Source organism: Stenotrophomonas sp. YJH_SMC_48-3 (assembly GCF_059369375.1).
In genome coordinates this window covers 294,259-320,541 of record NZ_JCAFSQ010000005.1, presented here as the reverse complement: position 1 = coordinate 320,541, position 26,283 = coordinate 294,259, and the positions used below count along the sequence as shown (strand labels likewise).

The following is a 26,283-nucleotide window of genomic DNA, read 5'->3' as shown; positions in this document are numbered from 1 at the left end:
GCCGGATCACCGCAGCTGCCGGCCAGCGGCCCGGCACTACCGTTGGCTGCGTCGAGCGCATCGGTAGATCCACGCCATGCGTGGATGGCGTGTTCCAACCGACCTGCGGCCGGTGTTAGCGGTTGCGCAGCGCGCGCCGATTGCCGATGTGAGCGAACGCCAGCAGCGCGCCACCACTGGCTGTCGCTACGCCATGCCAGAGCAGCGATTCCTTCAGCGGCAGATACAGAGAGGCCGACAGCAGCAGGATGGCGCCGGCGCAGGCCAGCCGCAGGGGCTGCCAGCGCCCGTGCCGGTGCACCCCGGCCGAGGTGCTCGCCAAGGCCAGCGAGGAGGCCAGCAGCGCGAACAGCCACTCCCAGCGCGACATCATCAGCAGCAATGTCATCGCGCCATGGCCGGGATGCTGGAACGAGCGCAGCGCCATCATCGCTGCCGGCACGAAGGCCAGCAGCAAGGGCAGGGCGATGCAGTGGGCGGCGCAGGCCAGGGACAGCCAGGCGCCGGCAAGATCGAAGCGGGGGTGCCAGCGTGCCGAAGTTGGCGGCTGGGCCAAGGCCCTTGCGGGCGTCGTGGGGATATGGTCCATAATGTTACATAGTAACAATTGGAGACTCCCCCATGAAGCTTCCTGCTGTTCTATTCCTGCTGCTGGCTGCCAGCGCCGCACAGGCCCATGACATCCGCCAGCACGCACCGCACGTGCATGGCCAGGCAACAGTGGATGTTGCGCTTGACCAGCAAACCCTGGAATTCGCCCTTCAGGCCCCCGGCATCGGCATCCTCGATTACGAGCGGCCGCCGGCCAATGCAGCCGAGCAGGCCGCGCTGGCACGGGCGACGTCATTGCTGAAGGGCGGCAACTGGGTCACCCTGCCCACCGCTGCGGGCTGCCGTCTGGCCACCAGTAAAGCCGATGCGGAGGGCTTCGGCGCGACGGCCACCGCGCCGCCGCCGGGACAGCACCGGCACGCAGGTTTCAGCGCAACGCTGCAGTACCACTGTGCCAAACCTGCCGAGCTGCGGGCGATCGTCGTGCGCTTGCCCGTGCTGTTCCCGGGCCTGCACGAAGTCATCGTCAACAGTGCAACCGCCAATGGCCAGAACCGCAGTGTGCTGACGCCCGACAACCTGCGCGTGGTGCTGGCACCGTGAGCGCGGCACCGGTGATCTCGCTGGAAGAGGTGCAGTTCGGCTACGGCACGCGGCTGGTGCTGGACATCCCGCGGTTGTGGGTCGAGCAGGGCAGCAGCGTGTTGCTGCGCGGAATCAGCGGTGGCGGCAAAAGCACCCTGCTGGGCCTGCTGGCGGGCGTGCTGCTGCCCGGCAAGGGCCGTGTCGAGGTGGCCGGCCACGCACTGCAGGACATGGGGGGTGCGGCGCGGGATCGTTTCCGTGCCGACCAGTTGGGCGTGATCTTCCAGCAGTTCAATCTGCTGCCGTTCCTCACCGTGCGCGACAACATCGCGCTGGGCCTGCGCTTCTCGCGCCTGCGCAGCGCACGCATCAGCGGGCCGCTGGATGCCGAGATCGCCCGCCTGCTGCAGGCCCTGCAGCTCAATCCTGAGCTGATGCAGCGGCGGGCGGGTACGCTCAGTGTTGGCCAGCAACAACGCGTGGCGGCAGCGCGCGCCCTGATCGGCCGGCCGGCGTTGCTGCTGGCCGATGAGCCTACCTCGGCGCTCGACCGCGAAGCGGCGACCGCCTTCCTGCAGCTGATGTCCGCGCAGTGCCAGGCGGCCGGCACCACGGTGCTGGTGGTCAGCCATGACGACAGCCTGCAGCCGTTGTTCGACCGCACCATTTCACTGTCCGAGATCAACCAGGCAGGTGCCGGCCATGCTTGAGCTTGCCTGGGCCAGCCTGCGCAGCCGCGCGTTGAGCGTGGGCCTGACCGTGCTGGTCATCACCCTCAGCGTGGTGCTGCTGCTGGGCGTCGAGCGTGTACGCACGCAGGCGCAAGAGGGGTTTGCCAGCACCGTATCGGGCACCGATCTGATCGTCGGTGCGCGTTCGGGACCGGTGAACCTGCTGCTGTATTCGGTGTTCCATATCGGCGACCCGACCAACAACGTGTCCTGGCAGTCCTACCAGGAGCTGTCCACATTGCCGCAGGTGAAGTGGTCGGTGCCGTTGTCGCTGGGCGATTCCTGGCGCGGCTACCGGGTAGTGGGTACCACTGGCGGCTACTTTGAACACTATCGTTATGGTGCCGGCCACGCGCTGGCCTTTGCACAGGGGCGGCCCTTCGATGATCTGTATGACGCGGTGATCGGCGCGGAGGTGGCTCGCGCGCAGCAGGTCGGCCTCGGCGACGAGATCGTGCTGGCGCACGGCACCGGCGCGGTCACGCTGGCCACGCATGCCGACAAGCCGTTCCGCGTTGCCGGCATCCTGCAGCGCACCGGCACGCCGGTGGATTCGTCGCTGCTGGTCTCGCTGCCGGCCATCGAGGCGATCCATGTTGACTTGCGATCGGGCGTGCAGCTGCGCAGCCAGAGCGTCAGCGCCGAGCAGGCGCGCCACCTGGACCTGACCCCGACCAGCATCACCGCCTTCATGCTCGGCCTGAACTCGCGCATCGCCACGTTCTCGGTACAGCGCAGGATCAACGAGTATCCGGACGAGGCGATGCTGGCGATCCTGCCCGGCGTGACCCTGCAGCAGCTGTGGCAGTCGCTGGGCACCGCCGAGCGAGCCCTGCAGCTGATCAGTGCAATGGTGGTGCTGCTGGGCATGGTCTCGCTGGTGGCGCTGCTGGTCTCCACCCTGCAGGAGCGGCGGCGCGAGATGGCCATCCTGCGTGCCACCGGTGCGCGACCGGGCTACATCGCTGGCCTGCTCGTGGTGGAGGCGGTGGCGACCAGTGCGGTGGCCTGCGTGCTGGCCCTGTCGCTGCTGGTGGTCGCCAGCATTGCCGGGCGCGGCTGGGTACTGGCCACCTTCGGTCTGTCGATCACCCATGTCTGGCCGGATGGCCGTGAACTGGCATGGGCTGTGGGCGTGCTGCTGATCAGCGCCGTAGCCGGGCTGGTCCCGGCGTTGCTCGCTTACCGGCGCACCTTGGCCGATGGCCTTTCACCGGGAGGCTGAGCATGCGATGGATGCGGGTAGTGGCAATGGTGCTGGCGCTGGCCGCCTGTGAGCGGCCGGTGGATACCGGCGTACAGGCCTTGCCACCCTCGCCGGTCGTCGACCGCGATGACCCTGCAGGCGCTGTGGAGCAGGAGCTGGACTGGTTGCAGATGATGCCCAAGGACGAGCTGGCCGCGCTGGAGCGGGGCGAGGGCCCGGAGGTCGAGCACAACGGCAATCGGCGCATGCCGCAGTTCGGTACCTTCCGCACGGTGGACACGGTCCTGCAGCGGCTGGTGCGCCTGCCGGGTTACGTGGTGCCACTGGCCAACGCGCAGGACGGGCGGCTGACCGAATTCCTGTTCGTGCCGTACTACGGCGCCTGCATCCACGTGCCACCACCGCCACCGAACCAGATCGTGCACGTAGTGCTGCCGCGCCCGATCGAGATGCCGGACATGTACTCACCGTTCTTCCTGGCCGGCACCCTGCGCGCCGAACGGTTGGATGACGATCTGGCCGGTTCGGCCTACACCATGCGTGACGCACAGCTGAGGCCCTATGAACCGTAGTTGCCTGCTGCTGGTACTGGGGTGCGTCGGGTTGGCAGGCTGTACGGCGCCGGGCGGCGACGCCGTGGTGGTCACGCCGCAGGACAAGCCGGCGCCCTCCGCCACGGCCGAAGCCCCCATCGACCGCTGGGACGCGTTGCGGCCCGACGAAGTGACCTACCAGCGCCCGCCGCCGCAGATCGGCCTGTCACGCGGTGGCATGGACGGCGTGGGCGGGCTGATCGACGACACCGGCTCAGGCACGCCGCCGGGGCAGGAGATCGACCATTCCAGCCCGGATCGCGCCAAGCAGTTCGGCTCTTCGCGCGTGGTCGACGCTGTCGACGGTCGCGCGGTGGATCTGGATGGCTATGTGGTGCCGCTCGGCACCAACGATGCCGGCCTGGTCGATGAACTGCTGTTCGTGCCGTTCTACGGCGCGTGCATCCATGTGCCGCCGCCGCCACCCAACCAGATCATCCACGTGACCCTGGCGACACCGATCGCGCTGGGCGATCTGTGGGATCCGTACCGGCTTGCCGGCCGCCTGCAGGTGAAGCGTTTCGACGCGGACATCGCCAGCGCGTCCTACGATGCTGCGGCGGCCACGCTGACGGCGATCCGCAACTGATGCGCAGGCGATGGCTCATGGCTATCGCGGTGCTGCTGGGCGCAGTTGTGCTGCTGGTGTGGTGGCAGCGGCGGGCGGCACCCGCTGCTCCGCCGGCAGTCGCGTTTCCGGCACCGGCGTCCGATGCCAGCCAGCGTATCGAACAGCGTCTGGGTGATGACCCCGCGTTTCGCAACGACGTGCTCTTCCTGCTCGCAGCAACATTGCGCGACCGCTGCCAGCCGGCGCAGGCGGGGCTGCTGGCGCGCATGGCCAATCGTGCATCGCTGCCGGTGCTGGCGGCAGTCAGCGCGGTGACCCAGCAGGACCAATCGCTGGACCGGCCGATCTACCAGTACATCCAGCACCGCGCCGATGCGACGCCGTGCCGGCAGCCGCTGCAGATGCCGTTGGCCGGTGGGCGCAGCATGGCCGTGGACATCGAACAGTATGCGCGCACGTTTCCGGACAGCTACTTCGACCCGCAACGCAGCAGCGAACCGCGGGATTTTGGTGGACTGTCGCTGCAGCAGCGTGCCGGCAACGCCTGCAACAGCGTGGTGTATTCGGTGCTGCCGCTGGGTGGCGCCGACTGGCGGTGCAGCAGCCTGCGCGCGAATGCCCGTGCGCGGGTGCGCGGCCTGTGCGAGGACGAGCTGCGGCGCCAGCATGGGGGAACTGGCGGGGAACTGGACATGGCCGTGGGGAAGGGCATGCAGGCGGCGGTGGTATCGGCGATTGCCGCGCTGCCGGAAGATTGCCGGTGATGATCCCTGACACCGGGCATGACCCGGCATGAGGGGCACGACAACATGAACATTGCCCGGGCCCCAATCTGAATCGGTGGCGCTGTTTTCATAACTATACAGGACATCCTGTATAGTTATGACCGTACTCCACCCCACCAGGTTCTCCCATGGCTTTGTCCCAGCCCTTGGCCGGTGCGCCGGCCCTGTCGCGTGCCCGTCGCTGGGCACTGTTGTTCACCGTCGCCGGTGGCCTGTTGCTGGTCACGCTCGACAACTCCGTGCTCTACACCGCACTGCCCACGCTGACCGAAGAACTCTCGGCCAGTGCCGGCCAGGCGCTGTGGATCATCAACGCCTATCCGCTGGTGATGGCCGGTCTGCTGCTGGGTGCGGGTACGCTGGGCGACCGCATCGGTCACCGGCGCATGTTCCTGATCGGCCTGGTGGTGTTCGGCGTCGCCTCGCTGGCAGCGGCGTTCGCTGACTCCGCAACGCAGCTGATTGCCGCGCGTGCATTCCTGGCGATCGGTGCCGCAGCGATGATGCCGGCCACGTTGGCGTTGATCGGACTGAGCTTCCACGAAGAACGCGAACGCAACATCGCCATCGCGATCTGGGGTTCGGTCGCCATTGTCGGTGCGGCGCTCGGCCCGATCATTGGCGGCTGGCTGCTGCAGCACTTCTGGTGGGGCTCGGTGTTCCTGATCAACGTGCCAGTGGTGGTGGTCGCGTTCGTGGCCACGCTGCTGCTGGCGCCGGAAGGACGGCGCGACACCTCGCGGCCATGGGACCTGGTGTCGTCAGTGCTGGCATTGGCTGCACTGTCCGGCCTGGTGCTGGCGATCAAGTCGCTGATCGCCACGCCGCCCTCATATGCGCTGGGCGCAGGCGCGCTGGTGTTGGCCGTCATCAGCGGTGCGGCGTTCGCGCGCCGCCAGCAGCAGCTGCCGTACCCGCTGCTGGACTTTGCGATCTTCCGTAATCCGGCGTTCCTGGCCGGCACGCTGTCGGCGGTGTTCACCCTGTTCGCGATGGCCGGCCTGCAGTTGGTCACCACGCAGCGCTTCCAGCTGGTGGCAGGTTTCACGCCGCTGCAGGCGGGCCTGCTGGTGTCGGTGGCGGCACTGGGCAGCCTGCCCAGTGCGCTGCTCGGCGGCAGCATCCTGCACCGGGTTGGCCTGCGCCCGCTGATCTGTGGTGGCCTGGCCGGAGGTGCGCTGGGCGTCGGCGTGGTGGCGTTCGGTTTCCCGCACGGCCTTGGTTGGGTGGTGGCTGGCATGGCCATCACCGGCTTCGGCATGGGTTCGGCCATCTCGGTGGCGTCCACCGCCATCCTCAACAACGTGCCGGCGCACCGTGCGGGCATGGCCTCGTCGGTGGAAGAAGTGTCCTATGAGTTCGGTGGCCTGCTGGCGGTGGCGATGCTGGGCAGCCTGAGTGCCGCAATGTACAGCGCGTTCCTGCCGGTCTCGGCCGATATGCCCGCGCTTGCCCGCGAGGGTTTCACCCAGGCGCTGCATGCCGCGCGCGAGAGCGGGCAGGGCGAGTGGTTCGCACTGGCTGCGGCCGCGTATGACCGTGGCTACCAGATCGTGCTGCTGGTGATCACGGCGGTGCTGGCGCTGGGTGCGGCGATCATCGCGCGCCTGCTGCGCGGCCGCGTCGGCAGCCGCGAGGGCGCGGCCGATCGCGTAAAATGAGGCAATGAGAACCAGCAAGCGCGACCGCATCCTCGACGCCGCCGTCAACGTGATCAATCGTGACGGCGTGCGTGCGGTCACCTTCGAGTCGGTGGCGGCCGAGGCCAAGCTGACCCGCGGCGGCCTGCTGTACCACTTCCCGTCGCGCGAGGCGCTGCTGCGCGGCATCGACGAGCACCTGGTGCAGGCCTGGGAGACGTCGATGGAAGCATTGCTGGGCAAGACCGCCGAGCAGGCCACTGCGTTGGAGCGTTACCAGACCTTCGTGCGCGTGTCTGCCCAGAGCGCCACCCGTGCCGAGCTGATGTTCATGCTCGAATCGGCCGACCCGGACGCCGAAGAGCGCCCGTGGGGACCGGCGGTGCGTCGCTGGGCACCGCTGCCGCCGGAGGCGGGTACAGCAGAAGACAGCGCAGCGCTCGACAATTTCGTGGCGCGGCTGGCTGCCGATGGCCTGTGGATCTACGAGGCGATGTACCAGGGCCAGCTGGATGCAGGCGTGCGCGCCCGTGTTGCCGAGCGCATCGCCGGGCTGTTGGCGAAGTCTGACGGGTCGCCGCACTTGTAGAGTCGACTGTCAGTCGACTGCTCTTCGCTCAGACAACGAAAACCCCGCGCTTCGCGCGCTAGTCGACTGACAGTCGACTCTACCCCTCGCGCGTCTGCCCAGCCTGGCCCCCAGCCGCTTGCGGAACGCCTTCGACAGCGAGAATGACGGAACGTCCAGTTGAGCGGCCCGCCGGCGCGCAGACATCGCCCGTGGTAGAGCCGACCGCTGGTCGGCTGCCCTTCGGTCAGGCCACGAAAATGCGCTTCGGTAGAGTCGACTGTCAGTCGACTGCCCTTCGGTCAGACAACGAAAACCCCGCGCTTCGCGCGCTAGTCGACTGACAGTCGACTCTACCGCTCGCGCGTCTGCCCAGCCTGCGCGGCGCTCGCGGCCAGCCACGCCCTCGGCGATACCCCCAATCGCTTGCGGAACGCCTTCGACAGCGAGGCGGTATCGGCAAACCCCACCTCGATCGCCACCTGCTTGACCGCCACGCCTGCCCGCAGCTGCGCGCAGGCCAGGCTCAGCCGCCAGTCCAGCAGGTAGCTGGCTGGCGTTGCCTGCATCACGTCCTTGAACACGGCCGCGAACGCGCTGCGCGACATGCCGGCGGTCGCGGCCATGCGCGGCAGCGTCCATTCGTCCTGCGGTGCCTGGTGCATCGCCACCAGCGCGCGTGCCAGCCGCGCATCGGACAGCCCCCGCATCAACCCGTGGCTGACGCCGGCTGCATCCGGGTGGTCGACCACCCAGCGCAGGATCTGGATCAGCGCCACCTCGAACAGGCGATTGGTCAGCAGCCGTGAACCGCAGCGCTGGCGATCGGCCTCGGCGAACAGCAGCTGCAGGGTGTCATCCAGTTCGGTGATCGCGGCCAGCGGCACCACCATCACCGGTGGCAGCGACTGCACGATCGGATTGCGCGCGCCACCATCGAAATCCAGCGTGGCACAGGTGAAATCCGGGCCGTCCAGCGGAGCGTTGAAGAACACATGGTGTAGCGGCTGCGGATACAGCAGGAGGCTGGGTGTATCGATCTTCAACCGGGGCAGCGTGCTATCGCCCCCAGGATGACGGACTTCCATCTCACCCTGGCGCAGGATGTGCAGGAACGCACGACCGGGCTGCGGCTCGAAGACATGCTGCCCGCACAGCGGGCCACTGTGGAACAGGGCCGCCTGCACCCGGAAGCGTTCCAGCAGGGAGGAGAGTCGATCTGGCGCAGGGGTGGCGGCGCGCATGCTCATGGACGTATGGACAACATATGTGGCGCATTGAGGATGTTGCGTCCAGGGAGTCTACCTAGGATGAGCGGGTCGTCCAATCCCGGGCGCTTTCCCAAGGAGATCCACCATGTCCCGTGTCCCCCTGATCGATGCCGCCAACACCACCGCCGACCGCCAGGCCCTGCTGGGCCAGGTCCACGCTGCCTTCGGCGCCACCCCGGCCATGTTCCGCGCCGTGGCCAACTCGCCGGCTGCCCTGCAGAGCATGTGGGGTTCGTTCGGCGCGCTGGGCGGCGGTCGCCTGTCGCCGCTGCTGGGCGAGCAGATCGCCGTGGCCATCGCCAACCGCAACGCCTGCGAGTACTGCCTGGCCGCGCACACGGCATTGGGCCGCAAGGCCGGCGCCAGCAGCGAGCAGATGGCTGCCGCGCAGATCGGCCAGTCCAGCGACCCGGCCACTGCGGCGGCGCTCGACTTCGCGTTGAAGGTGGTCGAGCAGCGTGCGCAGATCGCCGACGGCGACGTGCAGGCGCTGCGCGCGGCTGGCTTCGATGATGAGCAGGTCGTCGAGATCCTCGCGCATGTGGCGCTCAACCTGTTCACCAACTACGTCAACGTGGCGTTCGACGTGCCGGTGGACTTCCCGAAGGTCGCGCTGCGCTGAGGTGTACCGGGCCGGGGGACGCAGTGCTCCCGGCCATCCTCAGCGGGCGTGGCCGTCGTGCGCCTGCAGCCGCTCCGGATGGGTATACACATTGAACCCGCTTTCCCGCGCGAACCCGACCAGGCACAGGCCGGCGCTGCGGGCCAGATCGATCGCCAGCGCGGTCGGCGCGGACACCGCCGCCAGCACGCTGGCGCCGGCGCGCACTGCCTTGCTGACCATCTCGTAGCTGGCCCGGCTGGAAATCACCAGCAGGCCGCCTTCGATGGCGTGTTCATTGTGGTGCAGGGCACCGATCAGCTTGTCCAGTGCATTGTGGCGGCCCACGTCCTCGCGTACCCAGCCGATGCGCCCACTGGCGTCGGCCCAGGCCGCGGCGTGGATCGAGCCGCTTGCCGCATTCATCGGCTGGTGCTGCGCCAGGCTGGCCAACGCCCGCTGCAGGGCGGTGGCGGAATAGCTGCGGCGCTCGCGGATCTGCGGCAGTGGGCGCAGCACTTCTTCCAGCTGGCGCGTGCCGCACAGGCCACAGCCACCACGGCCGGGCAGCAGGCGCCCCTTGTCGGGGTCGAGGTTTGCGCCGGGCGCAGCCTCGTCCACGGTCATCTGCAGCTCGATGCCTTCCAGCTGTGGGTGGATATCGATCGACAGCAGCTGCGAGGGCGCACTGATCAGGCCTTCGCTGAGCGAAAATCCGAGTGCGAAGTCCTCCAGATCACAGGGTGTGGCCATCATCACGGCAAAGGCGGCATCGTTGTAGCGCAGCGCCACCGGCACTTCCTCGGCCACCACGTCGACCTGCTGCTGTTGCGTGCCGCCGCGCCAGCGCTGCAACGGGCGTTGGGCGGTGCCGGCAGGCGGGGTGTGCGGCGGGATCGAATCAGGCATGCAGCGCGTCCGGACAAGGGAGAAACGCGGGCGGGCCACCGCCTGCGGTTTCGAGGATAGCGCAGTGGTCGCGCGCAGACGCGGCTGTAACCGTTGCCATGGCAGGTTGTGCTGAAAACAGCCTGTGCCCTCTGGCGAAGCGCCGCGGGCCGTGCTTGACTGTGCGGCTGGTCGTGCCACTGAATGCACCGCCGGACCGCGTTGTGCCGTTCGTTGTTGCGTTCCTTCCGCCAGGTTCCCGAACATGTCCGAGCAGAAACCACCGCGCTACAAGCCCTACAACCAGCCGGCCGGAGGCTGGGGTGCCGCTGGTGCCACGGCCAAGGTGCTGCTGCAGCAGAGTGTCATCGGCAAGGGGTCGAAGGCGCTGCTGGCGATGAACCAGCCCGGTGGCTTCAAGTGCCCCAGCTGTGCATTCCCCGATGCCGACGAACGCAGGAAGCTGGAGTTCTGCGAGAACGGCGCGAAGGCACTGGCCTGGGAAGCCACGCAGTTCCGTGCCGGTCGTGAGCTGTTCGCCCGGCACACCGTGACCGAGCTGATGGCGCAGACCGACTACTGGCTGGAGATGCAGGGGCGGCTGACAGAGCCGATGCGCTACGACGCTGCGACCGATCACTATGTGCCGTGCAGCTGGGACGATGCCTTCGCACTGATCGGCCGTCACCTGCGGGCACTGGACAGTCCTCACCAGGCCGAGTTCTACACCTCCGGGCGCACGCCCAACGAAGCGGCGTTCCTGTATTCGATCTTCGTGCGCGAGTTCGGCACCAATAATTTCCCGGACTGCTCGAACATGTGCCACGAGCCGACCAGCCGCGGGCTGCCGCCGGCCATCGGGGTGGGCAAGGGCACCATCGTGCTGCAGGATTTCGATCACGCCGAGGCCATCTTCGTGATTGGCCAGAACACCGGCACCAATTCGCCGCGGATGATGAGCAACCTGGTGGAGGCACGCAAACGCGGCATTCCGATCGTGGCGGTCAACCCGATGCCCGAGCGCGCGCTGATCCGCTTCGCAGAGCCGCAGGACGTGGTGCAGATGGCCACGTTCGGTTCGACAGAGATCAGCAGCGAGTTCGTGCACATCCGCATCGGCGGCGACCTGGCCCTGATCAAGGGCATGATGAAGGTGATGTTCGAGCGCGAGGCGCAGGGCGAGCGCGTGCTCGACCACGATTTCCTGTCAGAGCACACGGTGGGCCTGGAGCCGCTGCGCGACGACGTGATGGCGCAGGACTGGGATCAGATCGTGCAGGTGTCCGGCATTTCGCAGGCGCAGATCCGTCGCTGTGCGGAGATCTACATCCGCTCCAATGCCACCGTGATCTGCTACGGCATGGGGCTGACCCAGCACCAGTACGGCTCGCGCCTGCTGCAGCAGGTCGCCAACCTGCTGTTGCTGCGTGGCAACTTCGGCAAGCCCGGTGCTGGCATCGGGCCGATCCGGGGCCATTCCAATGTGCAGGGCGACCGCACTGTCGGCATCGATGAAAAGCCGAAGCCGGCCTACCTGGACCGCGTGCAGCAGGTATTCGGCTTCGACCCGCCGCGCGAGCATGGCCATCACGTGGTCGAGTCGATCGAGGCGATGCTGGATGGCAGTGCCAAGGTGTTCATCGGCCTGGGTGGCAACTTCATTCATGCGGTGCCTGATACACCGCGCGCGTACGAGGCAATGCGCGGCCTGGACCTGACCGTGGGCATCGCTACCAAGCTCAACCGTGGGCATCTTGTTCATGGCCGCGATGCGCTGATCCTGCCGGTGGTGGCGCGCTCGGAGCGCATCGTCACGCCGGCCGGCGAGCAGTTCATCACCATTGAAGACGCGATGTCCAATGTGACCGCCTCGCGGGGCGTACTCGAGCCGGTCAGCCCCGATGTGTTGCCCGAGGTCGAGATCGTCTGTCGCATGGCGATGGCCACGCTGCCACGCAGCAGGGTCGACTGGGCAGGCTGCATGCACGACTACGCACACATCCGTGAGTTGATCGCGGCCGTGTACCCGGAGATCTACACCGGCTTCAACCAGCGCATCCAGCAGCCGCACGGCTTCCATCTGGATATCCCGCCGCGTCGCCGCGTCTGGCCCACGCCCAATGGCAAGGCCAACATCCTGGTGATGCCTGGCCTGGACGTGGATGATCCGGTTCACGACCCCGACATGCTGCGGCTGGCCACCGTACGCTCGCACGATCAGTACAACACCACCATCTACAGCTACAACGATCGCTATCGCGGCGTGTACAACGATCGCATGGTGCTGTTCATGAACATCGAGGACCGGCTGGCGCGCGGGCTGCGGAAGGAGGCGCTGGTCAGCCTGGAGACGATCAGCAGTGATGGCGTGCAGCGACGCATCGAAGGCTTGACCGTGCTCGATTACCCGATGCCGCGCGGCGCGCTGGCCGGCTACTACCCCGAACTGAACCCGTTGCTGCCGCTGGATTACCACGACCGGATCAGCGGCACCCCCGCAGCCAAGTCGATCCCGGTGCGGATGCGGGCGATGCCGGCGGTCACCTAGCAGTGGATCAATCCAGTCCTATGGGCTTCCGGCATGTGGATTGGGTTCATCCAGCGCAAAGGAGCAACGGAAATAGTTGGCGCTATCCCGCCAGGCGCCCACGATCGGTTCCTGGATCTGTGCCAGCAGTTCACGGGCCTTGACGGGATCATTGGCCTGGCAGGCGAAGTAGGCGAATGATTGCAGGTTCCATGGCGAGGGATAACGTGACAGCACGTCTTCGAAGCCGCGTTTCATGGTCGGCCAGTTCACTTTCGACTCGGTGAACAAACGGTCCTCGTACTCCCGCTGCGAGGCGACCCAGTAGATACGGGCGTACAGCATGTATTGGTCCTGCGGTGGGGCCGCAGCCATGACCCTGCGTGCATAGGCTTCCAGGCCAGCCGGATCGCCGCCCCACTTCGGAGCGAAATAGCGCACGGCAGCAAAGTAGAGCGGGAAGTAGCCCGGATAGCGCGCGATGCCTTCGTCATGCAATGCGAAGAAGCGGTCTGCATCCCAACTCTGTTCGATCGCCCGGTGTTCCATCGACTCGTACCAGTACGGGTCCGTGCTGGCGATGTCCTTGTACTTCAGCAGGTAGTCAACGGCCTGCTGCTGCAGCGCCTTGAACGGTGCCCAGTCCTCTTCCTTCACCGTATTTGCATAGCCGGGGCCGCGGATGCTCCAGCCTTGGCGGCTGAGCATCTCAGCCATGGCCAGGCGCGCCGACGGCGACCTGGGGTAGCGCGAGATCCATGCCTGCACGAGTTTCTCGCGACCCTGCCAGTAGGCCGGGTCACGGTTGCTCATGCTGAAGGCATAGCCGATGCCAACGTAGTACGCCGAGAGCTTCCAGACACCGCTGCTGAAGTAGCGATCCGTATCCCGGTAACGACTGGCGAGTTGCTCCAGTCTGGCGAAATCCTGCTTCTCCAGCAGTTGCTTTGCCTGCCGGGAGACTTCGGCGCGTTCGCTTGCTTCATCTTCACCGGATGCACCGGCGTGGGCGATGGTCGCGCACGACAACAACAGCATCACAAGCAGTGTTCGCATGAATCCATTCATGGGAGAAACTCCGTGTCAGGGACAGGGACAGGGGCATGGCAAGGCAGTGGGCCACGATCGCCATCTCGCCATAGCAGGGGCCGTCGCGCAAGTCGGCAGCGTGGCTGCCAGGCGGGCCTGGGCGCTGCCACCCCATGCTGTGCAGTTGTGCATCGGCTATCATCGGCGGGTGAACCTGCCTGGCCTGCTGCTGCGATGGATGCTGCTTGTTGCCCTGGTGCTGAATGCACCGGCGCTGGCGCTCGCCGCGTCTTCCTACAGCGGTCCGGCCAGCCAGGACCATTGCGTGGCACCGCACTCGGCCGGGATAGCTTCGGCGGGGTGTTGCGATGATGCAGGTCCGGCGGCTTGCCAGAGTGGCCAGTGCGAATGCCCGCCGGCGTGCTTGGGCATGTTGGCAACGCTGAACGGGACACCAGCCTCCCTTTGGCGCGAGGCGCCCGCTCCAGCCAGTAGCCAGCAACGCGCGCCCCCGTTGATGCCGGATCCGTTGCGTCCCCCCATCGCGTGAATTCCTGCAGGCCTCAAGCGCCTGCCATGACTGTTCGACTTTCTCTCAACGCTACCTGCGCCTTCAATGCGTGGGTGGCGGGCCGCTTTGCCCGCCTCTGCAAAGGAATCACTCAATGAACCGTACTCTTTCCGTCGGCCTGCTGCTGGGCACCGTGCTGGCCACGACCGCTTGCGCTCGTGCCGCCGAAGAATCCTCCGCGGCACCGGTCGCCAGCGAAGCACCGGCACCGGCCCAGGCCAGCCCGGCCAAGATCGATCCAGCCTTGCCGGTCGCCATCGTGCACAAGACCGCCAGCTGCGGTTGCTGCGGCATCTGGGTCGACCACCTGAAGGCCGCCGGCTTCCAGGTCGATGTGCGCGACACCGATGACATGAATCCAATCAAGGTCCGCCTGGGCGTGCCGGTCGGCAAGGCCTCCTGCCATACCGCCGAGATCGGCGGTTACGTGGTCGAGGGTCACATCCCGGCCGAGGACATCAAGCGCCTACTGGCCGAACGCCCGGCCGCGCGCGGGCTGGTGCTGCCCGGCATGCCAGCCGGTTCGCCGGGCATGGAAATGCCGGACGGCTACGTGCAGCCGTACACCGTCGAGCTGGTGCGCACCGACGGCAGCACCGAGCCGTTTGCCCAGCACGGTCAGGGCGGCTGATGGACGGAGGGTGCCGGTCGTCCTGACCGGCACTCTCCGACGCGTCTTGTGTAGAGCCGAGCCTATGCTCGGCTGTGTTTGGCCGGCAAGCCGAGCATGGGCTCGGCTCTACAGGATCAGCGTGCCGTGGCCGTTTCCTTGGCCAACTGGGCGTCGAACTTCTTCTCGGCCGCATCCGCGTAGGCTTTGCAGCTCAGTACCTTCTCGCTGGCGTTGCTGCCAGCAGCATAGTTCCAGTTGCTGGCGCCCGGATGCGGAGTCAGCAACAGGTCGCAGGGCAGGCCGCGCACCATGGCGAAGCTACGTCGGTAGTCCTGGACCAGGCGGGGATAGCGGGCGTTGCCCTGGAGCTGGTAGCCCGGCGCGCTCAGGCTGTCGGCATAGGCGATGCGCACCGGCTTGCCATCGCGGGTATCGGTCCAGGTCCAGGCAGTGCTGCCCGGGGTGTGTCCCGGCATGAAGTGCGCGGTGAACGCGATGCCGCCCACGTTGACCACCTCGCCATCCATGATGATGCGGTCGGTGCTGACCGGCGGAAAGGTGATGCTGTCGCCAAAGTGCAGGTCGTTGCTGCCACCGCGCGCCAGCAGCACCGCCGTTTCTGCATTGGCCGCCACATGCGCGCCGGTGCGACGCTTGAGCTCGGCGACCGGGCCGGCGTGGTCGGCGTGCGCATGGCTGAGCAGGACCAATCGCAGGTCCTGCGGGGCCACGCCGCGCAGCTTCATGTTGTCCAGCAGGTGACCGGCCATCTGCGGCATGCCGCCGTCAAGCAGCACCGCACCGTCGGCGGTCTGCACCAGTAGCGCGGTCAGGTCCTCGGTGCCGATCTGCCAGGTGTGGTCGGCAATCTGCAGCGGTGCCATCGGCTGCAGCCATGAACTGTCCACCGTGTAGGCCCGGAGCTGGGGCAGCGGTTCGTCGGCGGCAGTGACATCAAAGGCAAGCGTGGCAGCCAGGGCGAGGGTAGTCAGGCAGAGGCGCATGGCAGAAAGGTGTCTGGACTGGGGCCGATGAAGCTAGCACGTACCCTGGGCGGGCCGTTTCGCGAATAATTCATGGCTGCGATAAGCTCCGCCGCAGTCGATGCAGGGATTGTTCGCTTGCTGTGGATTGTGAATCCATCTCCACAGGCTGGAGCGCAGAATCGGCCGGGGCTAGCCTGCTTTCAGTCTCAAGGAGGTGGACCATGCATGTGCTCATGGTGATGCTGGGTGGCGTGCTCCTGCTAGGGGTGTTCCTGCTGTTTGGCCGCCTCTGGAGCGTGGGCACCTCGCAGCTGCCCACGGCGCTGATCGCCTTCATCGCCACCTGGCTTCTGGTGGCCGTGGCCAACATGTGGGTGGGGGTCAGCAGGGCCGGTTACGCAGTACGCGAAGAGCTGCCGATCCTGCTGCTGGTGTTCGCCGTGCCGTCGCTGCTGGCCGGTTTCCTGTACTGGCGCCTGGCGCGCTGAAGGAGTTGCATGAGTACCCGACTGCGCCTGCCCGCGCTGCGCCACCGCGATGGCCATCATGCCCGCGTGACCTACGAAGAACTGTTCTTCGACCTGGTCTACGTGTTCGCGGTCACCCAGCTCAGCCACCATCTGCTGCATCACCTGGACCTGGCCGGCGTGCTGCAGACCCTGGTGCTGTGGTTCGCGGTCTGGCTCGGCTGGCAATACGCGTGCTGGGTCAGCAACTGGTTCGACCCGGAGGCGCCGCGCATCCGGGGCCTGATGTTCGCCACCATGCTGCTGGCGTTGTTGATGTCCTCGTCCATTCCCGAGGCATTCGCCGATCGTGCGTGGATCTTCGCCGGGGCGTACGCCACGATGCAGGTCGGACGCACCGCGTTCGTGTTGCTGGAGGTCGGCCGCAACCATCCGTTGGCTCCGAACTTCCGCCGCATGCTGGCCTGGGTCAGCGTGTCGGCCTGCTTCTGGCTGGCCGGCGCGGCGGCCGAGGGCCACCTGCGGCTGGCACTGTGGGCGATGGCGGTGGCCTGCGAATACATCTCGCCGATGTTTGGCTTCGCGTTCCCGGGCATGGGTCGTTCGCACACTCGCGACTGGACCATTGAGGGGGGGCACCTGGCCGAACGCTGCCAGCTGTTCGTCATCGTCGCACTGGGTGAGACGTTGCTGGCCACCGGGGGTGTGCTCAGCGACGTCGAGCACTGGGACCTTGAAGTGGTATCGGCGGTGCTGGCCACCTTCGCCGGCACGATTGCCATGTGGTGGCTGTACTTCGGCATCTCCAGCCACGATGCCACAGAGGCCATCACCCACGCGGAAGACCCCGGACGGATGGGGGCCAACTTCCATTATGTGCATGCATTGCTGATCGCCGGCATCATCGCCACCGCGGTGGGCAACGACCTGGTGATGGATCACCCGGAAGCGGCGGTGACGCCGGTGTATGCAGCGGTGCTGGCCGCCGGGCCGTTGATCTACCTGCTTGGCAGCGCCCTCTACAAGCGCGTTGTGTACGGGCGCGCCCCGTATTCGCATCTGTTCGGTGCCATGGCGCTGGTCGTGTTGGGCGTGGTCTTGCCGCACAGCCATCTGCTGGCCGCCGGTTGGCTGACCAGTGCGGTGCTGCTGGCCGTGGGGTTGATGGATACGCGGTTGAAGCGTCGCCTGCAGCGGGCGTGATCCGTTGCGTCAGCAAAGCGCTCCAGCCGCCATCGAGCGCAAGCGCCGAGCAGTCAACTGACACTCGACTTCAGCACCGCTGCACAAGAAATGCTGGCAGGCTAGGCCAACGCGGCGACCATCGCGGCAAGCTTGCCCACCGTGTTCATGTTGCGGGCAGTGCCTTGCTGGGCATAGGGCATCCGCAGGCGCGAGTCGGCCATGCCAGCACCGTAATGAACGAAGATCTCGCGCGTGCCGAGTGCGAGCTGTTCGTCACGCCGGCCGGTCACGCCGTCGAGCGGATCGGCGGGCAGGCTGCCGTCGAGGAACAGGGCGACCACACGATTGCCGGCCGCCTGCGGAAATGGATTGCGCGCCACCACGCCGGCGATCTCGTTGGCCGAGCGCACCAGCACGCCCACCGGCTTGCCAGCATAGACCTTGAGCCGCTCGCCGAGGGCCTGGCGCACGCCCGCCTCGTCGAGCGAGCTGCGGAACACCACGTTGCCGCTGGCGATGTAGGTGCGGACATCGGCGAAGCCTGCGTCCTCGCACATCGCCACCAGTTCGCGCATAGGGAGCTTGCCGGTGCCGCCGACGTTGACCGCGCGCAGCAAGGCGACGTAGGCGTTCATGGCGTCCCCGCCTGCAGGCGGTCGTACATGCGTACCAGGTCAACCAGGGTGCGTGCGCCCATCTTGCGCATCACCTGCGCACGGCGCACCTTGACCGTGATCTCGCTGACCCCGAGGTCAGCGGCGATCTGCTTGTTGAGGCGGCCGCGCACCACGCCATCGACCACCTCGCGCTCGCCCGCGCTCAATGAATCCCAGCGCTGCTGCAGGGCGCCCAGCACGTCGCCGTCGCGGCGGCGCTGGCGGTCGATCTCGATGCCCCTGTGGATGGCATCGAGCAGCTCCTGGTCACGGAAGGGCTTGGTCAGGAACTCGATGGCGCCGTCCTTGATTGCGTTGACACCCATGGCGATGTCGCCGTGGCCGGTGATGAACACCACCGGCAGCCGCAACCCATGGTTGCCCATCGTGCGGTGGAATTCCAGGCCGCTCTGGCCGGGCATGCGCACGTCCAGCACCAGGCAGGCCGGTGCGTCTACCAGGTCGTGTTCAAGGAACGCCTGGGTGGATGCAAAGGCGTGCACCCGCAAGCCCATCGATGCCAGCAGGTCTTCCAGCGCCGCGCGCACCGACGGATCGTCGTCGACCACATACACGATGGGTGCCGGATCGACGGCAGGGGTAGCGGGCCTACGCATGTTGGGCATCCGTGACGATGGGCAGGTCGAACACGAAGCAGGCACCGCCGCCTGCCGGCCGTTCGGCGCGGATCTGGCCGTCGTTGGCTTCGATCATCGAACGGCTCAAGCTGAGGCCCAGGCCCAGCCCGTGTGACTTGGTGGTCCAGAACGCATCGAAGACGCGTTCGGGATGGTCGGCGGGCAGGCCGACGCCACGGTCGCGTACGCTGAGGCTGACACGCTGGCCGTCGCGCCGGGTCAGCAGCGACAGACGGCGGTCGCCTGCGGGTATGGCTTCCATTGCATCCACTGCATTGAGGATCAGGTTGCCGATCACCTGCTGCACCTGCACGCGGTCGGCGTGTACCTGTGGCAGGTCGGGGTCCAGCAGCAGGGCTACGGCCACGCCATGCCGGTTCAGTTCGCTGCGCGACAGCGCCAGCATTTCCTCCACCGCCTGGTTCAGGTCGAAGGCGCGTCGTTCCGGTGCCGCGCCCTGGGTCAGGCCGCGGATGCGGGCGATCACGTCACCGGCGCGGTGCGCGTCGGCGAGGATGCGGGCCACGGTCTGCCGGGCCTTGTCCACGTTCGGCGGGTCCTGCGCCAGCCAGCGCTGGCAGGCTTCGGCGCTGCTGGCGATTGCGGCCAGTGGCTGGTTGACTTCATGGGCGATGGAGGTGGTGAGCTCGCCTACGGTGGACGCGCGTGCCACCCGCAGCAGGCGGCCCTGCGCTTCCTGCACTGCGGCCTTGGCCGCTTCCATGTTCAGAGCGAGATAGGTGGTGATGCCGATCACCAGCATGCCGATCACCGAGTTGACCAGGCCGATGCGGTAGGTGCCGAAGCGGGTCAGGAAGAAGCTCAACCCGGTCAGCGCGATGCAGGCGATGGCCAGGGTGATCAGCCCGCGCGCGCCCAGCACGCGCGACGCCGCAAGGATGACCGCTGCATAGAAGCAGGCCGCGGCAACCGCATAATCGGTGACGGTGTCGATCAGGAAGATCGCCGCCATCACGACGATCAGGGCCAGCAGCACCAGCGGGCGGCGGGGCGACAGCGATGGCATCGGGGAGCTCCCTTGCGTGGGGGAAAAGGATAGCAAAGCCATCACCGTTGGATGCCGACCTTGGTCGGCGTGCTCTCGTGCGGTGGGTGCCGACTCCTGGTAGGTGCCGACCGTTGGTCGGCACAGCAAGTGAATGGCGGGGGCGATGAGGGTTTGTGCCGACCAACGGTCGGCGCCCACCAAAGCGATGCACGGTGCGTCCGGGGATCATGGGGTTGCCGGCCGGCGGCCGGCACTACTCCTCAAGGCTGGCGTTCCAGAAGCCCTGCAGCACACCGGGCGTGGTCGCCAGGGTGGCCAGCACGGCATCGAGCTCACCGGCATCCACCGTGGTGGCATACAGCACCGCTTCGATCTCCACGTCACGCTCGCCGAATGGCCGCTGGTCCACCGCGCGCACCGGATACTGCGCCTGCTCAAGCAGCAGCAACAGCCGGTCCAGTACCTCGGCCTGCTGCTCGCGCTGGCAGACCACGTTGATCGCATAGGTCGCCTCGCTGAACGCTTCCGGCAGCGGCTGCCGCTGGATGCGGTTCACCACCGGCCGCAGCAGGGTGTTGGCGGCCAGAACGAACACTGCCGCCAGCACCGCTTCGGGCAGCAGCTTGATTCCGGCACACGCACCCACCGCCGCCGAGCCCCACAGGGTGGCGGCGGTGTTCAGGCCGGACACCTGGGCGCCGTCCTTCATGATCGCACCGGCGCCGAGGAAGCCGACGCCGGAGATCACATAGGCCACCACATGCAGCGGCGAGGGTGGACCACCGTACAGGTCATGGAAGCGCACCGCCAGATCGACGAAGACTGCCGCGCCCACCGCCACCAGCGTGTTGGTGCGCAGGCCTGCGGTGCGCTGGCGCAGCTGCCGCTCCAGGCCGATGACCGTGCCCAGCACGAACGCCACCGACAGGCTGATCAGCGAGCTCAAGGTCGCGCCGGCGTTGAAGGCCGGCAGGTTGGGATTGATGTCCATTGTGTTTCTCCCTGGACAAGCGGCGGGCGTTTACTGCCAGCCGTACCGGCGGATGTAGAACTTCTTCAGCGCGGTGGTCAGCACCGCATAGCCGAACAGGATCGCCACCAGGAACGGCCAGTAGCCAGCCGGCAGCGCCTGCAGCTTGAAGTAACCGGCCAACGGGCTCATTGGCAGAGCCACGCCGATGGCCATGATCAGGCCGGTCATCAGCAGCAGTGGCGGCGCGGCGATGCTCTGCAGGAACGGTACCTTCGGCGTACGGATCATGTGCACGATCAGGGTCTGGGTCAGCAGGCCGACCACGAACCAGCCGGACTGGAACAGGCTCTGGTCGCCGGCGGTGCGCGCATCGAACACGTACCACATCAGCGCGAAGCAGGTCAGGTCGAAGATCGAGCTGATCGGCCCGAAGAACACCATGAAGCGGCCGATGTCCGCCGGGTTCCACTTCAGCGGCTTGCGCACCAGTTCCTCGTCCACGTTGTCGAACGGAATGGCGATCTGCGAGATGTCGTACAGCAGGTTCTGCACCAGCAGCTGCAGCGGCAGCATCGGCAGGAACGGCAGGAAGGCCGAGGCTACCAGCACCGAGAACACGTTGCCGAAGTTGGAGCTGGCGGTCATGCGGATGTACTTCAGCATGTTGTTGAACGTGCGCCGGCCCTGGATGACACCTTCCTCCAGCACCATCAGGTTCTTTTCCAGCAGGATGATGTCAGCCGCCTCCTTGGCGATGTCCACTGCACTGTCCACGCTGATGCCGATATCGGCCGCACGCAGTGCCGGGGCATCGTTGATGCCGTCACCGAGGAAGCCGACCACCTTGCCTTGGGCGCGCAGCTCGCGTACCAGCCGTTCCTTGTGCAGCGGCGTCAGCCGCGCGAACACGCGGTGGTGGTGCAGCGCCCGTGACAATGCGCCATCATCCATGCGCTCGATCTGCGGGCCGGTCAGGATGGTATCGGCGTCCAGCCCCACCTGCGCGCAGACGCGGGCGGTCACCAGTTCGTTGTCGCCGGTGAACACCTTGACCTCCACGCCATGCGCGGCCAGCGCCTGCAGCGCCTGCGCTGCCGATTCCTTCGGCGGGTCCAGGAAGGCGACGTAGCCGACCAGGGTCAGGCCACATTCGTCGGCCTGCGAATAGGTGGTCTGGCTTGCGGCGGTCTCCTTCATCGCCACCGCCACCACGCGCAGGCCCTGTTCGTTCAGTTCCTCGGTGGTCTGCCGCACGCGGGCCAGGCGGTGCTCGTCCAGTGGCATGTCCTGGCCGTTCTCGCGCACGGTGCTGCACACCGCCAGCATTTCTTCCACCGCTCCCTTGCAGATCAGCTCGTGGTGATCCTCGCGCTCGGAGACCACCACCGACATGCGGCGGCGCTCGAAGTCGAACGGGATCTCATCCACCTTGTGGTAGTCCTGCGACAGCCGCAGTGAACTCTGCAGCTCCACGTGCTCCAGCACCGCGCGATCCAGCAGGTTGATCAGCCCGGTCTGGAAGTGGCTGTTGAGGTAAGCGAACTTCAGTACGTCTTCCGAATCGTGGCCGAACACATCAGTGTGGCGCTCCAGCGCGATCCTGTCCTGGGTGAGGGTGCCGGTCTTGTCGGTGCAAAGCACTTCCATCGCGCCGAAGTTCTGGATGGCATCCAGGCGCTTGACGATCACCTTGCGCCGCGACAGCAGCACCGCACCCTTGGCCAGGGTGGAGGTGACGATCATCGGCAGCATTTCCGGCGTCAGGCCCACCGCCACCGACAGCGCGAACAGGAACGCCTCGGTCCAGTCGCCCTTGGTCCAGCCGTTGATCAGCAGCACGAACGGCACCATCACCAGCGCGAAGCGGATCAGCAGCCAGCTGACACTGTTGACGCCGGCCTGGAACGCGGTGGGCGCATGGTCGGTGGCGGTGCTGCGCTGGGCCAGCGTGCCGAAGTAGGTGCGGTTGCCGGTGGCCAGCACAACGGCGGTGGCAGTGCCGGACACCACGTTGGTGCCCATGAACAGCAGGTTGTGCTGTTCCAGCAGGCCAGCCAGGCCATCGCCGGGGTATGCGAACTTTTCCACCGGCAGCGATTCGCCGGTCATCGCCGCCTGCGCCACGAACAGGTCCTTGGCGGTCAGCACGCGGCAATCGGCCGGAATCATGTCGCCGGCCGACAGCACGATGTGGTCACCGGGCACCAGTTCGCGGATCGGCAGGTCCAGCAGGCGCGCCGGGCGCCGGCTGTGCAGGTGCGCGCCGAAGTACTGGTCGGCCACATCCGCAGCCTCGGTGCCCGGATTGCGGCGCAGCACGCGTGCGGTATTGCCGACCAATGCCTTCAGCCGCTCTGCGGCGCGGTTCGAGCGACCTTCCTGCACGAAGCGGATCAGCGTGGACAGCAGCACCATCGCACCGATCACCATGGTGGCCTTGATGTCCTCGGTCAGCCAGGACACCGCCGCCAGCACGGTCAGCAGCAGGTTGAACGGATTGCGGTAGCACTGCCAAAGGTGCCGCCACCACGGCAGCGGCTTCTCGTGATCCACCTCGTTGGGGCCGAGCGTGGCCAGTCGCTCCTCGGCCTCATGCGGGCTGAGGCCATCGGCATGCGATTCCAAGGTGGTCAGCAGCTGGGTTTCATCCTGCTGGGCAAGGGTGACCAGGCCGGTGGTGAGCGCGAACGGCGCCGCTTCGGCGCTGCCCGGGCCAAACCCGGCTTCGGGCATCGCGCGGCGGCGGAACAGGTTGCCTGCGCGACGGCTGCGCAGGAAGGCGTTGAACCAGGCATTGAGCAGGCTCATGGGACGCTCCTCGAATGTCAGAGCCGGCCGCAGCCGGGACACGAACGGAATGGGTGAGGCAGATCAGGCGTGGCGCATCGCCAGCACTGCTGGCGACCACGGCTGCATGTGCAGGCGCTGGCTGCCGCCGATGCACAGCGGCTTCATTGCATCGCGCAGGGGATAGGGCAGGTGGCGCAGCACGGTGATGCGCTCGCTGATCGGCAGCAGCGACAGCGCGTCGGCCACCACGCGTGGCGAACCGAGTGACAGCGAACGGGCGAACATGACCGGGCCGTGCTGCAGCAGCTGGCTGCGCAGGGCGGCAACATCGCGCTCGCCGATCAGGCGGCGCAGGGTGATGTAGAGGATCTTGTAGGACATGGGGCGATCTCCAGACAGGCGGCGCCTGGCGGTCCCCCGTCACTCAGGCAGGCAGGGACCGGCGGGCAGGCGCCAGGAACAGGCAACAAGCGGTCATCCGGGGCGCGGTGCGCCCAGCAGGGTCGGGGTCCATCTGCGTCTCCATGAGGGGAGGGTGCCAGCCAGGGTTGCCCTGGCCAGTGGCGCTATTGTCCGCCCCTGAATGGGGCAGGCCTAGAGGCTCGTGGGTTAGCCCGGCTATACCTTGGTATAGCCGGCATGCGCAGCGCCAGTCGAGGGCTCAATGATGGATCAATGCGAAGCGCTGGTCTGCTTGCACACGTCGTACTCGCCGCGGCTCAGCGTCTTGTTGCGGTCGGTGTCGCAGGCGTGCAGTCGTTCGGCCCAGTCCGGTGCCACGGCATCCACCTCGGCCAGCGTGACGATGCCGTCCTTGTCCTTGTCCAGCGATTCGTAGGCAGGGATGAGCCTTACTTCTGTTACGTCCTCGGCGGCGGTGGCCTTGCTGGCCTCCTGGGGATTGGAACAGGCGCCCAGCAGCAGGCCCCCACATAGCGAGAGAGCGATGGGAAGGCAGCGATAACCGGTCATGGTGTGCTCCTGAGGAAAGGGCGAACCACCGGTGCGGTGGTCACCGCCGGATCTTCTGCGCGGGGCTGTAAGCGGGCTGCGAAGAATGGGGCCGTGGGCCGTTGCCGGTGGGCCGCCATTCACCGGGCCGCGCAGCAGCGATTGCGCGGAGTCGACGCAACCCTCGAACGGTGGCATGCCGGCCAGCGGCCGGCACTACCATCTGCTCAGAAACGGTCGGCAAAGGCGTCCGTCGCCCGCACCAGCGCATCCACCGTGGCCGGCTCGTTCGCGCTGTGGCCGGAGGTCACCATCTCCAGCCGGGCTTCCGGCCATGCCTTGGCCAGATCCCAGGCGCTGCGCGGCGGGCAGATGATGTCGTAGCGCCCCTGCACGATCACGCAGGGCAGATGGCGGATGCGATTGATGTTGCGCAGCAGCTGGTCGGGCTCCAGGAAGATGCCGTTGCGGAAGTAGTGCGCTTCAATACGAGCCTTGGCCAGCGTATCCAGCGGATCATCGGTGGATTGCGCATCCACGTCGTGCTGCAGGGTGGCGGCGTTGTCTTCCCAGCCCAACCAGGCCTGCGCGGCTTCGATGCGGGTTGACTGATCCGGGCCATCCATGCGCGTCCAGTAGGCCGCGATCATGTCGCCACGCTCGGCTTCCGGGATATAAGCCTCATAGCGGTCCCAGCGCTCCGGGAAGATCCAGCGCGCACCGCCATCGGCCTCGGCGAACCAGCGGTTCTCGATCTCACGACCGAGGAACACACCACGCACGATCAGGCCCGTGGCGCGCTCGGGATGTGCCTGTGCATAGGCCAGCGACAGCGTCGAACCCCAGGAGCCGCCGTAGACCAACCAACGCTCGATGCCGAGGTGCTCGCGCACCTTCTCGATGTCGGCCACCAGGTCCTGCGTGGTGTTGTCGCGCAGTTCGCCAAACGGCGTGGAGCGGCCGCTGCCACGCTGGTCGATCAGCACGATGCGGTAGCGCGCCGGGTCGAAGAAGCGGCGATGGGTGGGTGAAATGCCAGCGCCCGGGCCACCGTGCAGGTACACCACCGGGATTCCCTCCGGCGTGCCGCACTCTTCGATGTGCAGCGTGTGCAGATCGCTCACCTGCAGGGTGAACTGGCGGTAGGGCTCGATGGCGGGGTAGAGAGAGCGCATGGCAGGTGCCTTCAGGGACTTCGGGCAGCATAGCGCTGCAGCAAGGGGCACGGCACGGGCTGACGCGTGTTCTTTGCCAGGCCATCCATCCGGGATGAGCAATGCGTGCTGTCTCTACGGCCATTGCAGGTCGACGCACCACGCATTGGCAATCGTCGCTGTCCGATGGAAGTGCCGGGTATCACCCTACAGGATGCAGGGGTGCCGCATGTGCGGGCACCTGACCACCCTTTCTGATTGGAGCTTCCATGAGCATTGAATCGATCCTTTACACCGCCCAGGCCACCGCTATCGGCGGCCGCGAGGGTCATGCCACGTCGTCTGACAGGTCGCTCGACATCGTGCTGTCCACGCCGAAGGAGCTGGGTGGTACCGGTGGCACGGGTACCAACCCGGAGCAGCTGTTCGCCGCCGGCTATTCGGCCTGCTTCCTGGGCGCACTGCGCTATGTGGCCGGGCAGGAACACGTGGCCCTTCCGGACACTGCGGCAGTCACCGGCCGCGTGGGCATCGGCGCGGTCAGCACCGGCTTTGCCATCGACGTCGCCCTGACCGTATCGCTGCCGGGCGTCAACCGTGAAGTGGCCGACGACCTGGTGCGCAAGGCACACGTGGTGTGCCCCTATTCGCACGCCACCCGCAACAACATCAATGTCGCTCTGATCCTGGCCTGACGCCACGGCTCAAGGGCAGCCGCGGCCGCAGTGGCAACGCTGCGGCC

The 26,283-nt window shown here is 66.9% G+C and carries 27 protein-coding genes; 14 read left to right on the top strand and 13 right to left on the bottom strand.

What is annotated here, in order from left to right; all coding sequences use genetic code 11:
• Positions 1-115: 115 nt before the first annotated feature.
• Positions 116-589, bottom strand: coding sequence for a MerC domain-containing protein (locus tag AC5P65_RS10720; protein WP_021202312.1), 474 nt, complete (start codon positions 587-589; stop codon positions 116-118).
• Positions 590-621: 32 nt separating this feature from the next.
• Between AC5P65_RS10720 and AC5P65_RS10715 the strand changes: the two genes are divergently transcribed.
• The 8 genes from AC5P65_RS10715 to AC5P65_RS10680 all read left to right on the top strand — a co-directional run bounded on the left by AC5P65_RS10715 (position 622) and on the right by AC5P65_RS10680 (position 7,253).
• Complete coding sequence (locus tag AC5P65_RS10715; protein ID WP_180832503.1) at positions 622-1,155, top strand: ZrgA family zinc uptake protein; 534 nt, start codon at positions 622-624, stop codon at positions 1,153-1,155.
• A complete protein-coding gene (locus tag AC5P65_RS10710; protein WP_180832501.1) occupies positions 1,152-1,847 on the top strand; it encodes an ATP-binding cassette domain-containing protein in 696 nt (231 codons plus the stop codon). The genes AC5P65_RS10715 and AC5P65_RS10710 overlap by 4 nt, the downstream gene beginning before the upstream one ends.
• Positions 1,840-3,093, top strand: coding sequence for an ABC transporter permease (locus AC5P65_RS10705; RefSeq protein WP_180832499.1), 1,254 nt, complete (start codon positions 1,840-1,842; stop codon positions 3,091-3,093). Before AC5P65_RS10710 ends, AC5P65_RS10705 begins: the two co-directional genes overlap by 8 nt.
• 2 nt (positions 3,094-3,095) lie before the next feature.
• Positions 3,096-3,647 carry a DUF3299 domain-containing protein gene (locus tag AC5P65_RS10700; RefSeq protein ID WP_180832497.1) on the top strand — a complete coding sequence of 184 codons (552 nt, stop codon included), beginning with the start codon at positions 3,096-3,098 and terminating at the stop codon, positions 3,645-3,647.
• On the top strand, positions 3,637-4,257 hold the full coding sequence (locus tag AC5P65_RS10695) for a DUF3299 domain-containing protein (protein WP_111101890.1): 621 nt from the start codon (positions 3,637-3,639) through the stop codon (positions 4,255-4,257). Before AC5P65_RS10700 ends, AC5P65_RS10695 begins: the two co-directional genes overlap by 11 nt.
• Complete coding sequence (locus tag AC5P65_RS10690; protein ID WP_111101891.1) at positions 4,257-5,003, top strand: hypothetical protein; 747 nt, start codon at positions 4,257-4,259, stop codon at positions 5,001-5,003. The genes AC5P65_RS10695 and AC5P65_RS10690 overlap by 1 nt, the downstream gene beginning before the upstream one ends.
• A 149-nt stretch (positions 5,004-5,152) precedes the next feature.
• Complete coding sequence (locus AC5P65_RS10685; protein ID WP_111101892.1) at positions 5,153-6,685, top strand: MFS transporter; 1,533 nt, start codon at positions 5,153-5,155, stop codon at positions 6,683-6,685.
• A gap of 4 nt (positions 6,686-6,689) precedes the next feature.
• A complete protein-coding gene (locus tag AC5P65_RS10680) occupies positions 6,690-7,253 on the top strand; it encodes a TetR/AcrR family transcriptional regulator (RefSeq protein ID WP_111101893.1) in 564 nt (187 codons plus the stop codon).
• A gap of 332 nt (positions 7,254-7,585) precedes the next feature.
• Here AC5P65_RS10680 and AC5P65_RS10675 read toward each other — a convergent pair whose 3' ends face one another.
• Positions 7,586-8,482, bottom strand: a complete 897-nt coding sequence (locus AC5P65_RS10675; RefSeq protein ID WP_111101894.1) for an AraC family transcriptional regulator — start codon at positions 8,480-8,482, stop codon at positions 7,586-7,588.
• Between the two features lie 106 nt (positions 8,483-8,588).
• Here AC5P65_RS10675 and AC5P65_RS10670 point away from each other — a divergent pair, with 106 nt between their 5' ends.
• The gene (locus AC5P65_RS10670; protein ID WP_019659816.1) at positions 8,589-9,125 is read left to right on the top strand and encodes a carboxymuconolactone decarboxylase family protein; all 537 of its coding nucleotides are present in this window, start codon (positions 8,589-8,591) and stop codon (positions 9,123-9,125) included.
• A 39-nt stretch (positions 9,126-9,164) separates the two neighbouring features.
• Here the strand turns inward: AC5P65_RS10670 and fdhD are convergent, their stop codons facing one another.
• Positions 9,165-10,013: a formate dehydrogenase accessory sulfurtransferase FdhD gene (gene fdhD / locus AC5P65_RS10665; RefSeq protein ID WP_032962653.1), complete on the bottom strand. Its 849-nt coding sequence runs from the start codon at positions 10,011-10,013 to the stop codon at positions 9,165-9,167.
• A gap of 244 nt (positions 10,014-10,257) precedes the next feature.
• Here fdhD and AC5P65_RS10660 point away from each other — a divergent pair, with 244 nt between their 5' ends.
• Positions 10,258-12,540 carry an FdhF/YdeP family oxidoreductase gene (locus AC5P65_RS10660; protein ID WP_111098509.1) on the top strand — a complete coding sequence of 761 codons (2,283 nt, stop codon included), beginning with the start codon at positions 10,258-10,260 and terminating at the stop codon, positions 12,538-12,540.
• An 18-nt stretch (positions 12,541-12,558) separates the two neighbouring features.
• On the opposite strand, the gene AC5P65_RS10655 is transcribed toward AC5P65_RS10660, so the two are convergent.
• On the bottom strand, positions 12,559-13,575 hold the full coding sequence (locus AC5P65_RS10655; protein ID WP_021202322.1) for a DUF4034 domain-containing protein: 1,017 nt from the start codon (positions 13,573-13,575) through the stop codon (positions 12,559-12,561).
• Positions 13,576-14,213: 638 nt separating this feature from the next.
• Here AC5P65_RS10655 and AC5P65_RS10650 point away from each other — a divergent pair.
• Positions 14,214-14,750, top strand: coding sequence for a DUF411 domain-containing protein (locus AC5P65_RS10650; RefSeq protein WP_495215565.1), 537 nt, complete (start codon positions 14,214-14,216; stop codon positions 14,748-14,750).
• Between the two features lie 116 nt (positions 14,751-14,866).
• On the opposite strand, the gene blaL1 is transcribed toward AC5P65_RS10650, so the two are convergent.
• Positions 14,867-15,736: a L1 family subclass B3 metallo-beta-lactamase gene (gene blaL1 / locus AC5P65_RS10645; protein WP_021202323.1), complete on the bottom strand. Its 870-nt coding sequence runs from the start codon at positions 15,734-15,736 to the stop codon at positions 14,867-14,869.
• Positions 15,737-15,939: 203 nt separating this feature from the next.
• Between blaL1 and AC5P65_RS10640 the strand changes: the two genes are divergently transcribed.
• Both AC5P65_RS10640 and AC5P65_RS10635 read left to right on the top strand, forming a co-directional pair.
• A complete protein-coding gene (locus AC5P65_RS10640) occupies positions 15,940-16,206 on the top strand; it encodes a hypothetical protein (protein WP_021202324.1) in 267 nt (88 codons plus the stop codon).
• A gap of 9 nt (positions 16,207-16,215) precedes the next feature.
• Entirely contained in the window at positions 16,216-17,388 is a 1,173-nt protein-coding gene (locus AC5P65_RS10635; RefSeq protein WP_171953039.1) for a low temperature requirement protein A, read from the top strand.
• A 101-nt stretch (positions 17,389-17,489) separates the two neighbouring features.
• On the opposite strand, the gene AC5P65_RS10630 is transcribed toward AC5P65_RS10635, so the two are convergent.
• The 8 genes from AC5P65_RS10630 to pip form a co-directional block, all read right to left on the bottom strand.
• Positions 17,490-18,005 (bottom strand): DUF1697 domain-containing protein, encoded by a 516-nt coding sequence (locus AC5P65_RS10630; RefSeq protein WP_021202326.1) that lies wholly within the window; start codon positions 18,003-18,005, stop codon positions 17,490-17,492.
• The gene (locus tag AC5P65_RS10625; protein WP_021202327.1) at positions 18,002-18,643 is read right to left on the bottom strand and encodes a response regulator transcription factor; all 642 of its coding nucleotides are present in this window, start codon (positions 18,641-18,643) and stop codon (positions 18,002-18,004) included. The genes AC5P65_RS10630 and AC5P65_RS10625 overlap by 4 nt, the downstream gene beginning before the upstream one ends.
• Positions 18,636-19,691, bottom strand: a complete 1,056-nt coding sequence (locus AC5P65_RS10620; RefSeq protein WP_019659806.1) for a sensor histidine kinase — start codon at positions 19,689-19,691, stop codon at positions 18,636-18,638. Before AC5P65_RS10620 ends, AC5P65_RS10625 begins: the two co-directional genes overlap by 8 nt.
• Before the next feature lie 235 nt (positions 19,692-19,926).
• Positions 19,927-20,664, bottom strand: a complete 738-nt coding sequence (locus AC5P65_RS10615; RefSeq protein ID WP_021202328.1) for an MgtC/SapB family protein — start codon at positions 20,662-20,664, stop codon at positions 19,927-19,929.
• Between the two features lie 30 nt (positions 20,665-20,694).
• A complete protein-coding gene (gene mgtA, locus AC5P65_RS10610; protein WP_180832492.1) occupies positions 20,695-23,454 on the bottom strand; it encodes a magnesium-translocating P-type ATPase in 2,760 nt (919 codons plus the stop codon).
• 63 nt (positions 23,455-23,517) lie between these two features.
• Positions 23,518-23,817, bottom strand: coding sequence for a hypothetical protein (locus AC5P65_RS10605; RefSeq protein ID WP_005413574.1), 300 nt, complete (start codon positions 23,815-23,817; stop codon positions 23,518-23,520).
• 291 nt (positions 23,818-24,108) lie between these two features.
• On the bottom strand, positions 24,109-24,408 hold the full coding sequence (locus tag AC5P65_RS10600) for an EF-hand domain-containing protein (RefSeq protein ID WP_021202331.1): 300 nt from the start codon (positions 24,406-24,408) through the stop codon (positions 24,109-24,111).
• A gap of 206 nt (positions 24,409-24,614) precedes the next feature.
• Complete coding sequence (gene pip / locus AC5P65_RS10595) at positions 24,615-25,562, bottom strand: prolyl aminopeptidase (protein WP_180832491.1); 948 nt, start codon at positions 25,560-25,562, stop codon at positions 24,615-24,617.
• A gap of 248 nt (positions 25,563-25,810) precedes the next feature.
• Between pip and AC5P65_RS10590 the strand changes: the two genes are divergently transcribed.
• Positions 25,811-26,236 carry an organic hydroperoxide resistance protein gene (locus AC5P65_RS10590; RefSeq protein WP_180832489.1) on the top strand — a complete coding sequence of 142 codons (426 nt, stop codon included), beginning with the start codon at positions 25,811-25,813 and terminating at the stop codon, positions 26,234-26,236.
• Positions 26,237-26,283: the final 47 nt, after the last annotated feature.

What these genes read in the sequence shown, in the direction of transcription:
- AC5P65_RS10635 (WP_171953039.1), top strand. Translation starts at nt 16,216, where the DNA reads ATGAGTACCCGACTGCGCCTGCCCGCGCTGCGCCACCGCGATGGCCAT.
- AC5P65_RS10685 (WP_111101892.1), top strand. Translation starts at nt 5,153, where the DNA reads ATGGCTTTGTCCCAGCCCTTGGCCGGTGCGCCGGCCCTGTCGCGTGCC.
- AC5P65_RS10640 (WP_021202324.1), top strand. Translation starts at nt 15,940, where the DNA reads ATGCATGTGCTCATGGTGATGCTGGGTGGCGTGCTCCTGCTAGGGGTG.
- AC5P65_RS10590 (WP_180832489.1), top strand. Translation starts at nt 25,811, where the DNA reads ATGAGCATTGAATCGATCCTTTACACCGCCCAGGCCACCGCTATCGGC.
- fdhD (WP_032962653.1), bottom strand. Translation starts at nt 10,013, where the DNA reads ATGCCTGATTCGATCCCGCCGCACACCCCGCCTGCCGGCACCGCCCAA.
- AC5P65_RS10625 (WP_021202327.1), bottom strand. Translation starts at nt 18,643, where the DNA reads ATGCGTAGGCCCGCTACCCCTGCCGTCGATCCGGCACCCATCGTGTAT.
- AC5P65_RS10670 (WP_019659816.1), top strand. Translation starts at nt 8,589, where the DNA reads ATGTCCCGTGTCCCCCTGATCGATGCCGCCAACACCACCGCCGACCGC.
- AC5P65_RS10660 (WP_111098509.1), top strand. Translation starts at nt 10,258, where the DNA reads ATGTCCGAGCAGAAACCACCGCGCTACAAGCCCTACAACCAGCCGGCC.
- mgtA (WP_180832492.1), bottom strand. Translation starts at nt 23,454, where the DNA reads ATGAGCCTGCTCAATGCCTGGTTCAACGCCTTCCTGCGCAGCCGTCGC.
- AC5P65_RS10705 (WP_180832499.1), top strand. Translation starts at nt 1,840, where the DNA reads ATGCTTGAGCTTGCCTGGGCCAGCCTGCGCAGCCGCGCGTTGAGCGTG.
- AC5P65_RS10720 (WP_021202312.1), bottom strand. Translation starts at nt 589, where the DNA reads ATGGACCATATCCCCACGACGCCCGCAAGGGCCTTGGCCCAGCCGCCA.
- AC5P65_RS10715 (WP_180832503.1), top strand. Translation starts at nt 622, where the DNA reads ATGAAGCTTCCTGCTGTTCTATTCCTGCTGCTGGCTGCCAGCGCCGCA.
- AC5P65_RS10605 (WP_005413574.1), bottom strand. Translation starts at nt 23,817, where the DNA reads ATGTCCTACAAGATCCTCTACATCACCCTGCGCCGCCTGATCGGCGAG.
- pip (WP_180832491.1), bottom strand. Translation starts at nt 25,562, where the DNA reads ATGCGCTCTCTCTACCCCGCCATCGAGCCCTACCGCCAGTTCACCCTG.
- AC5P65_RS10675 (WP_111101894.1), bottom strand. Translation starts at nt 8,482, where the DNA reads ATGAGCATGCGCGCCGCCACCCCTGCGCCAGATCGACTCTCCTCCCTG.
- AC5P65_RS10650 (WP_495215565.1), top strand. Translation starts at nt 14,214, where the DNA reads ATGAACCGTACTCTTTCCGTCGGCCTGCTGCTGGGCACCGTGCTGGCC.
- AC5P65_RS10655 (WP_021202322.1), bottom strand. Translation starts at nt 13,575, where the DNA reads ATGCGAACACTGCTTGTGATGCTGTTGTTGTCGTGCGCGACCATCGCC.
- blaL1 (WP_021202323.1), bottom strand. Translation starts at nt 15,736, where the DNA reads ATGCGCCTCTGCCTGACTACCCTCGCCCTGGCTGCCACGCTTGCCTTT.
- AC5P65_RS10630 (WP_021202326.1), bottom strand. Translation starts at nt 18,005, where the DNA reads ATGAACGCCTACGTCGCCTTGCTGCGCGCGGTCAACGTCGGCGGCACC.
- AC5P65_RS10700 (WP_180832497.1), top strand. Translation starts at nt 3,096, where the DNA reads ATGCGATGGATGCGGGTAGTGGCAATGGTGCTGGCGCTGGCCGCCTGT.
- AC5P65_RS10680 (WP_111101893.1), top strand. Translation starts at nt 6,690, where the DNA reads ATGAGAACCAGCAAGCGCGACCGCATCCTCGACGCCGCCGTCAACGTG.
- AC5P65_RS10695 (WP_111101890.1), top strand. Translation starts at nt 3,637, where the DNA reads ATGAACCGTAGTTGCCTGCTGCTGGTACTGGGGTGCGTCGGGTTGGCA.
- AC5P65_RS10620 (WP_019659806.1), bottom strand. Translation starts at nt 19,691, where the DNA reads ATGCCATCGCTGTCGCCCCGCCGCCCGCTGGTGCTGCTGGCCCTGATC.
- AC5P65_RS10600 (WP_021202331.1), bottom strand. Translation starts at nt 24,408, where the DNA reads ATGACCGGTTATCGCTGCCTTCCCATCGCTCTCTCGCTATGTGGGGGC.
- AC5P65_RS10615 (WP_021202328.1), bottom strand. Translation starts at nt 20,664, where the DNA reads ATGGACATCAATCCCAACCTGCCGGCCTTCAACGCCGGCGCGACCTTG.
- AC5P65_RS10690 (WP_111101891.1), top strand. Translation starts at nt 4,257, where the DNA reads ATGCGCAGGCGATGGCTCATGGCTATCGCGGTGCTGCTGGGCGCAGTT.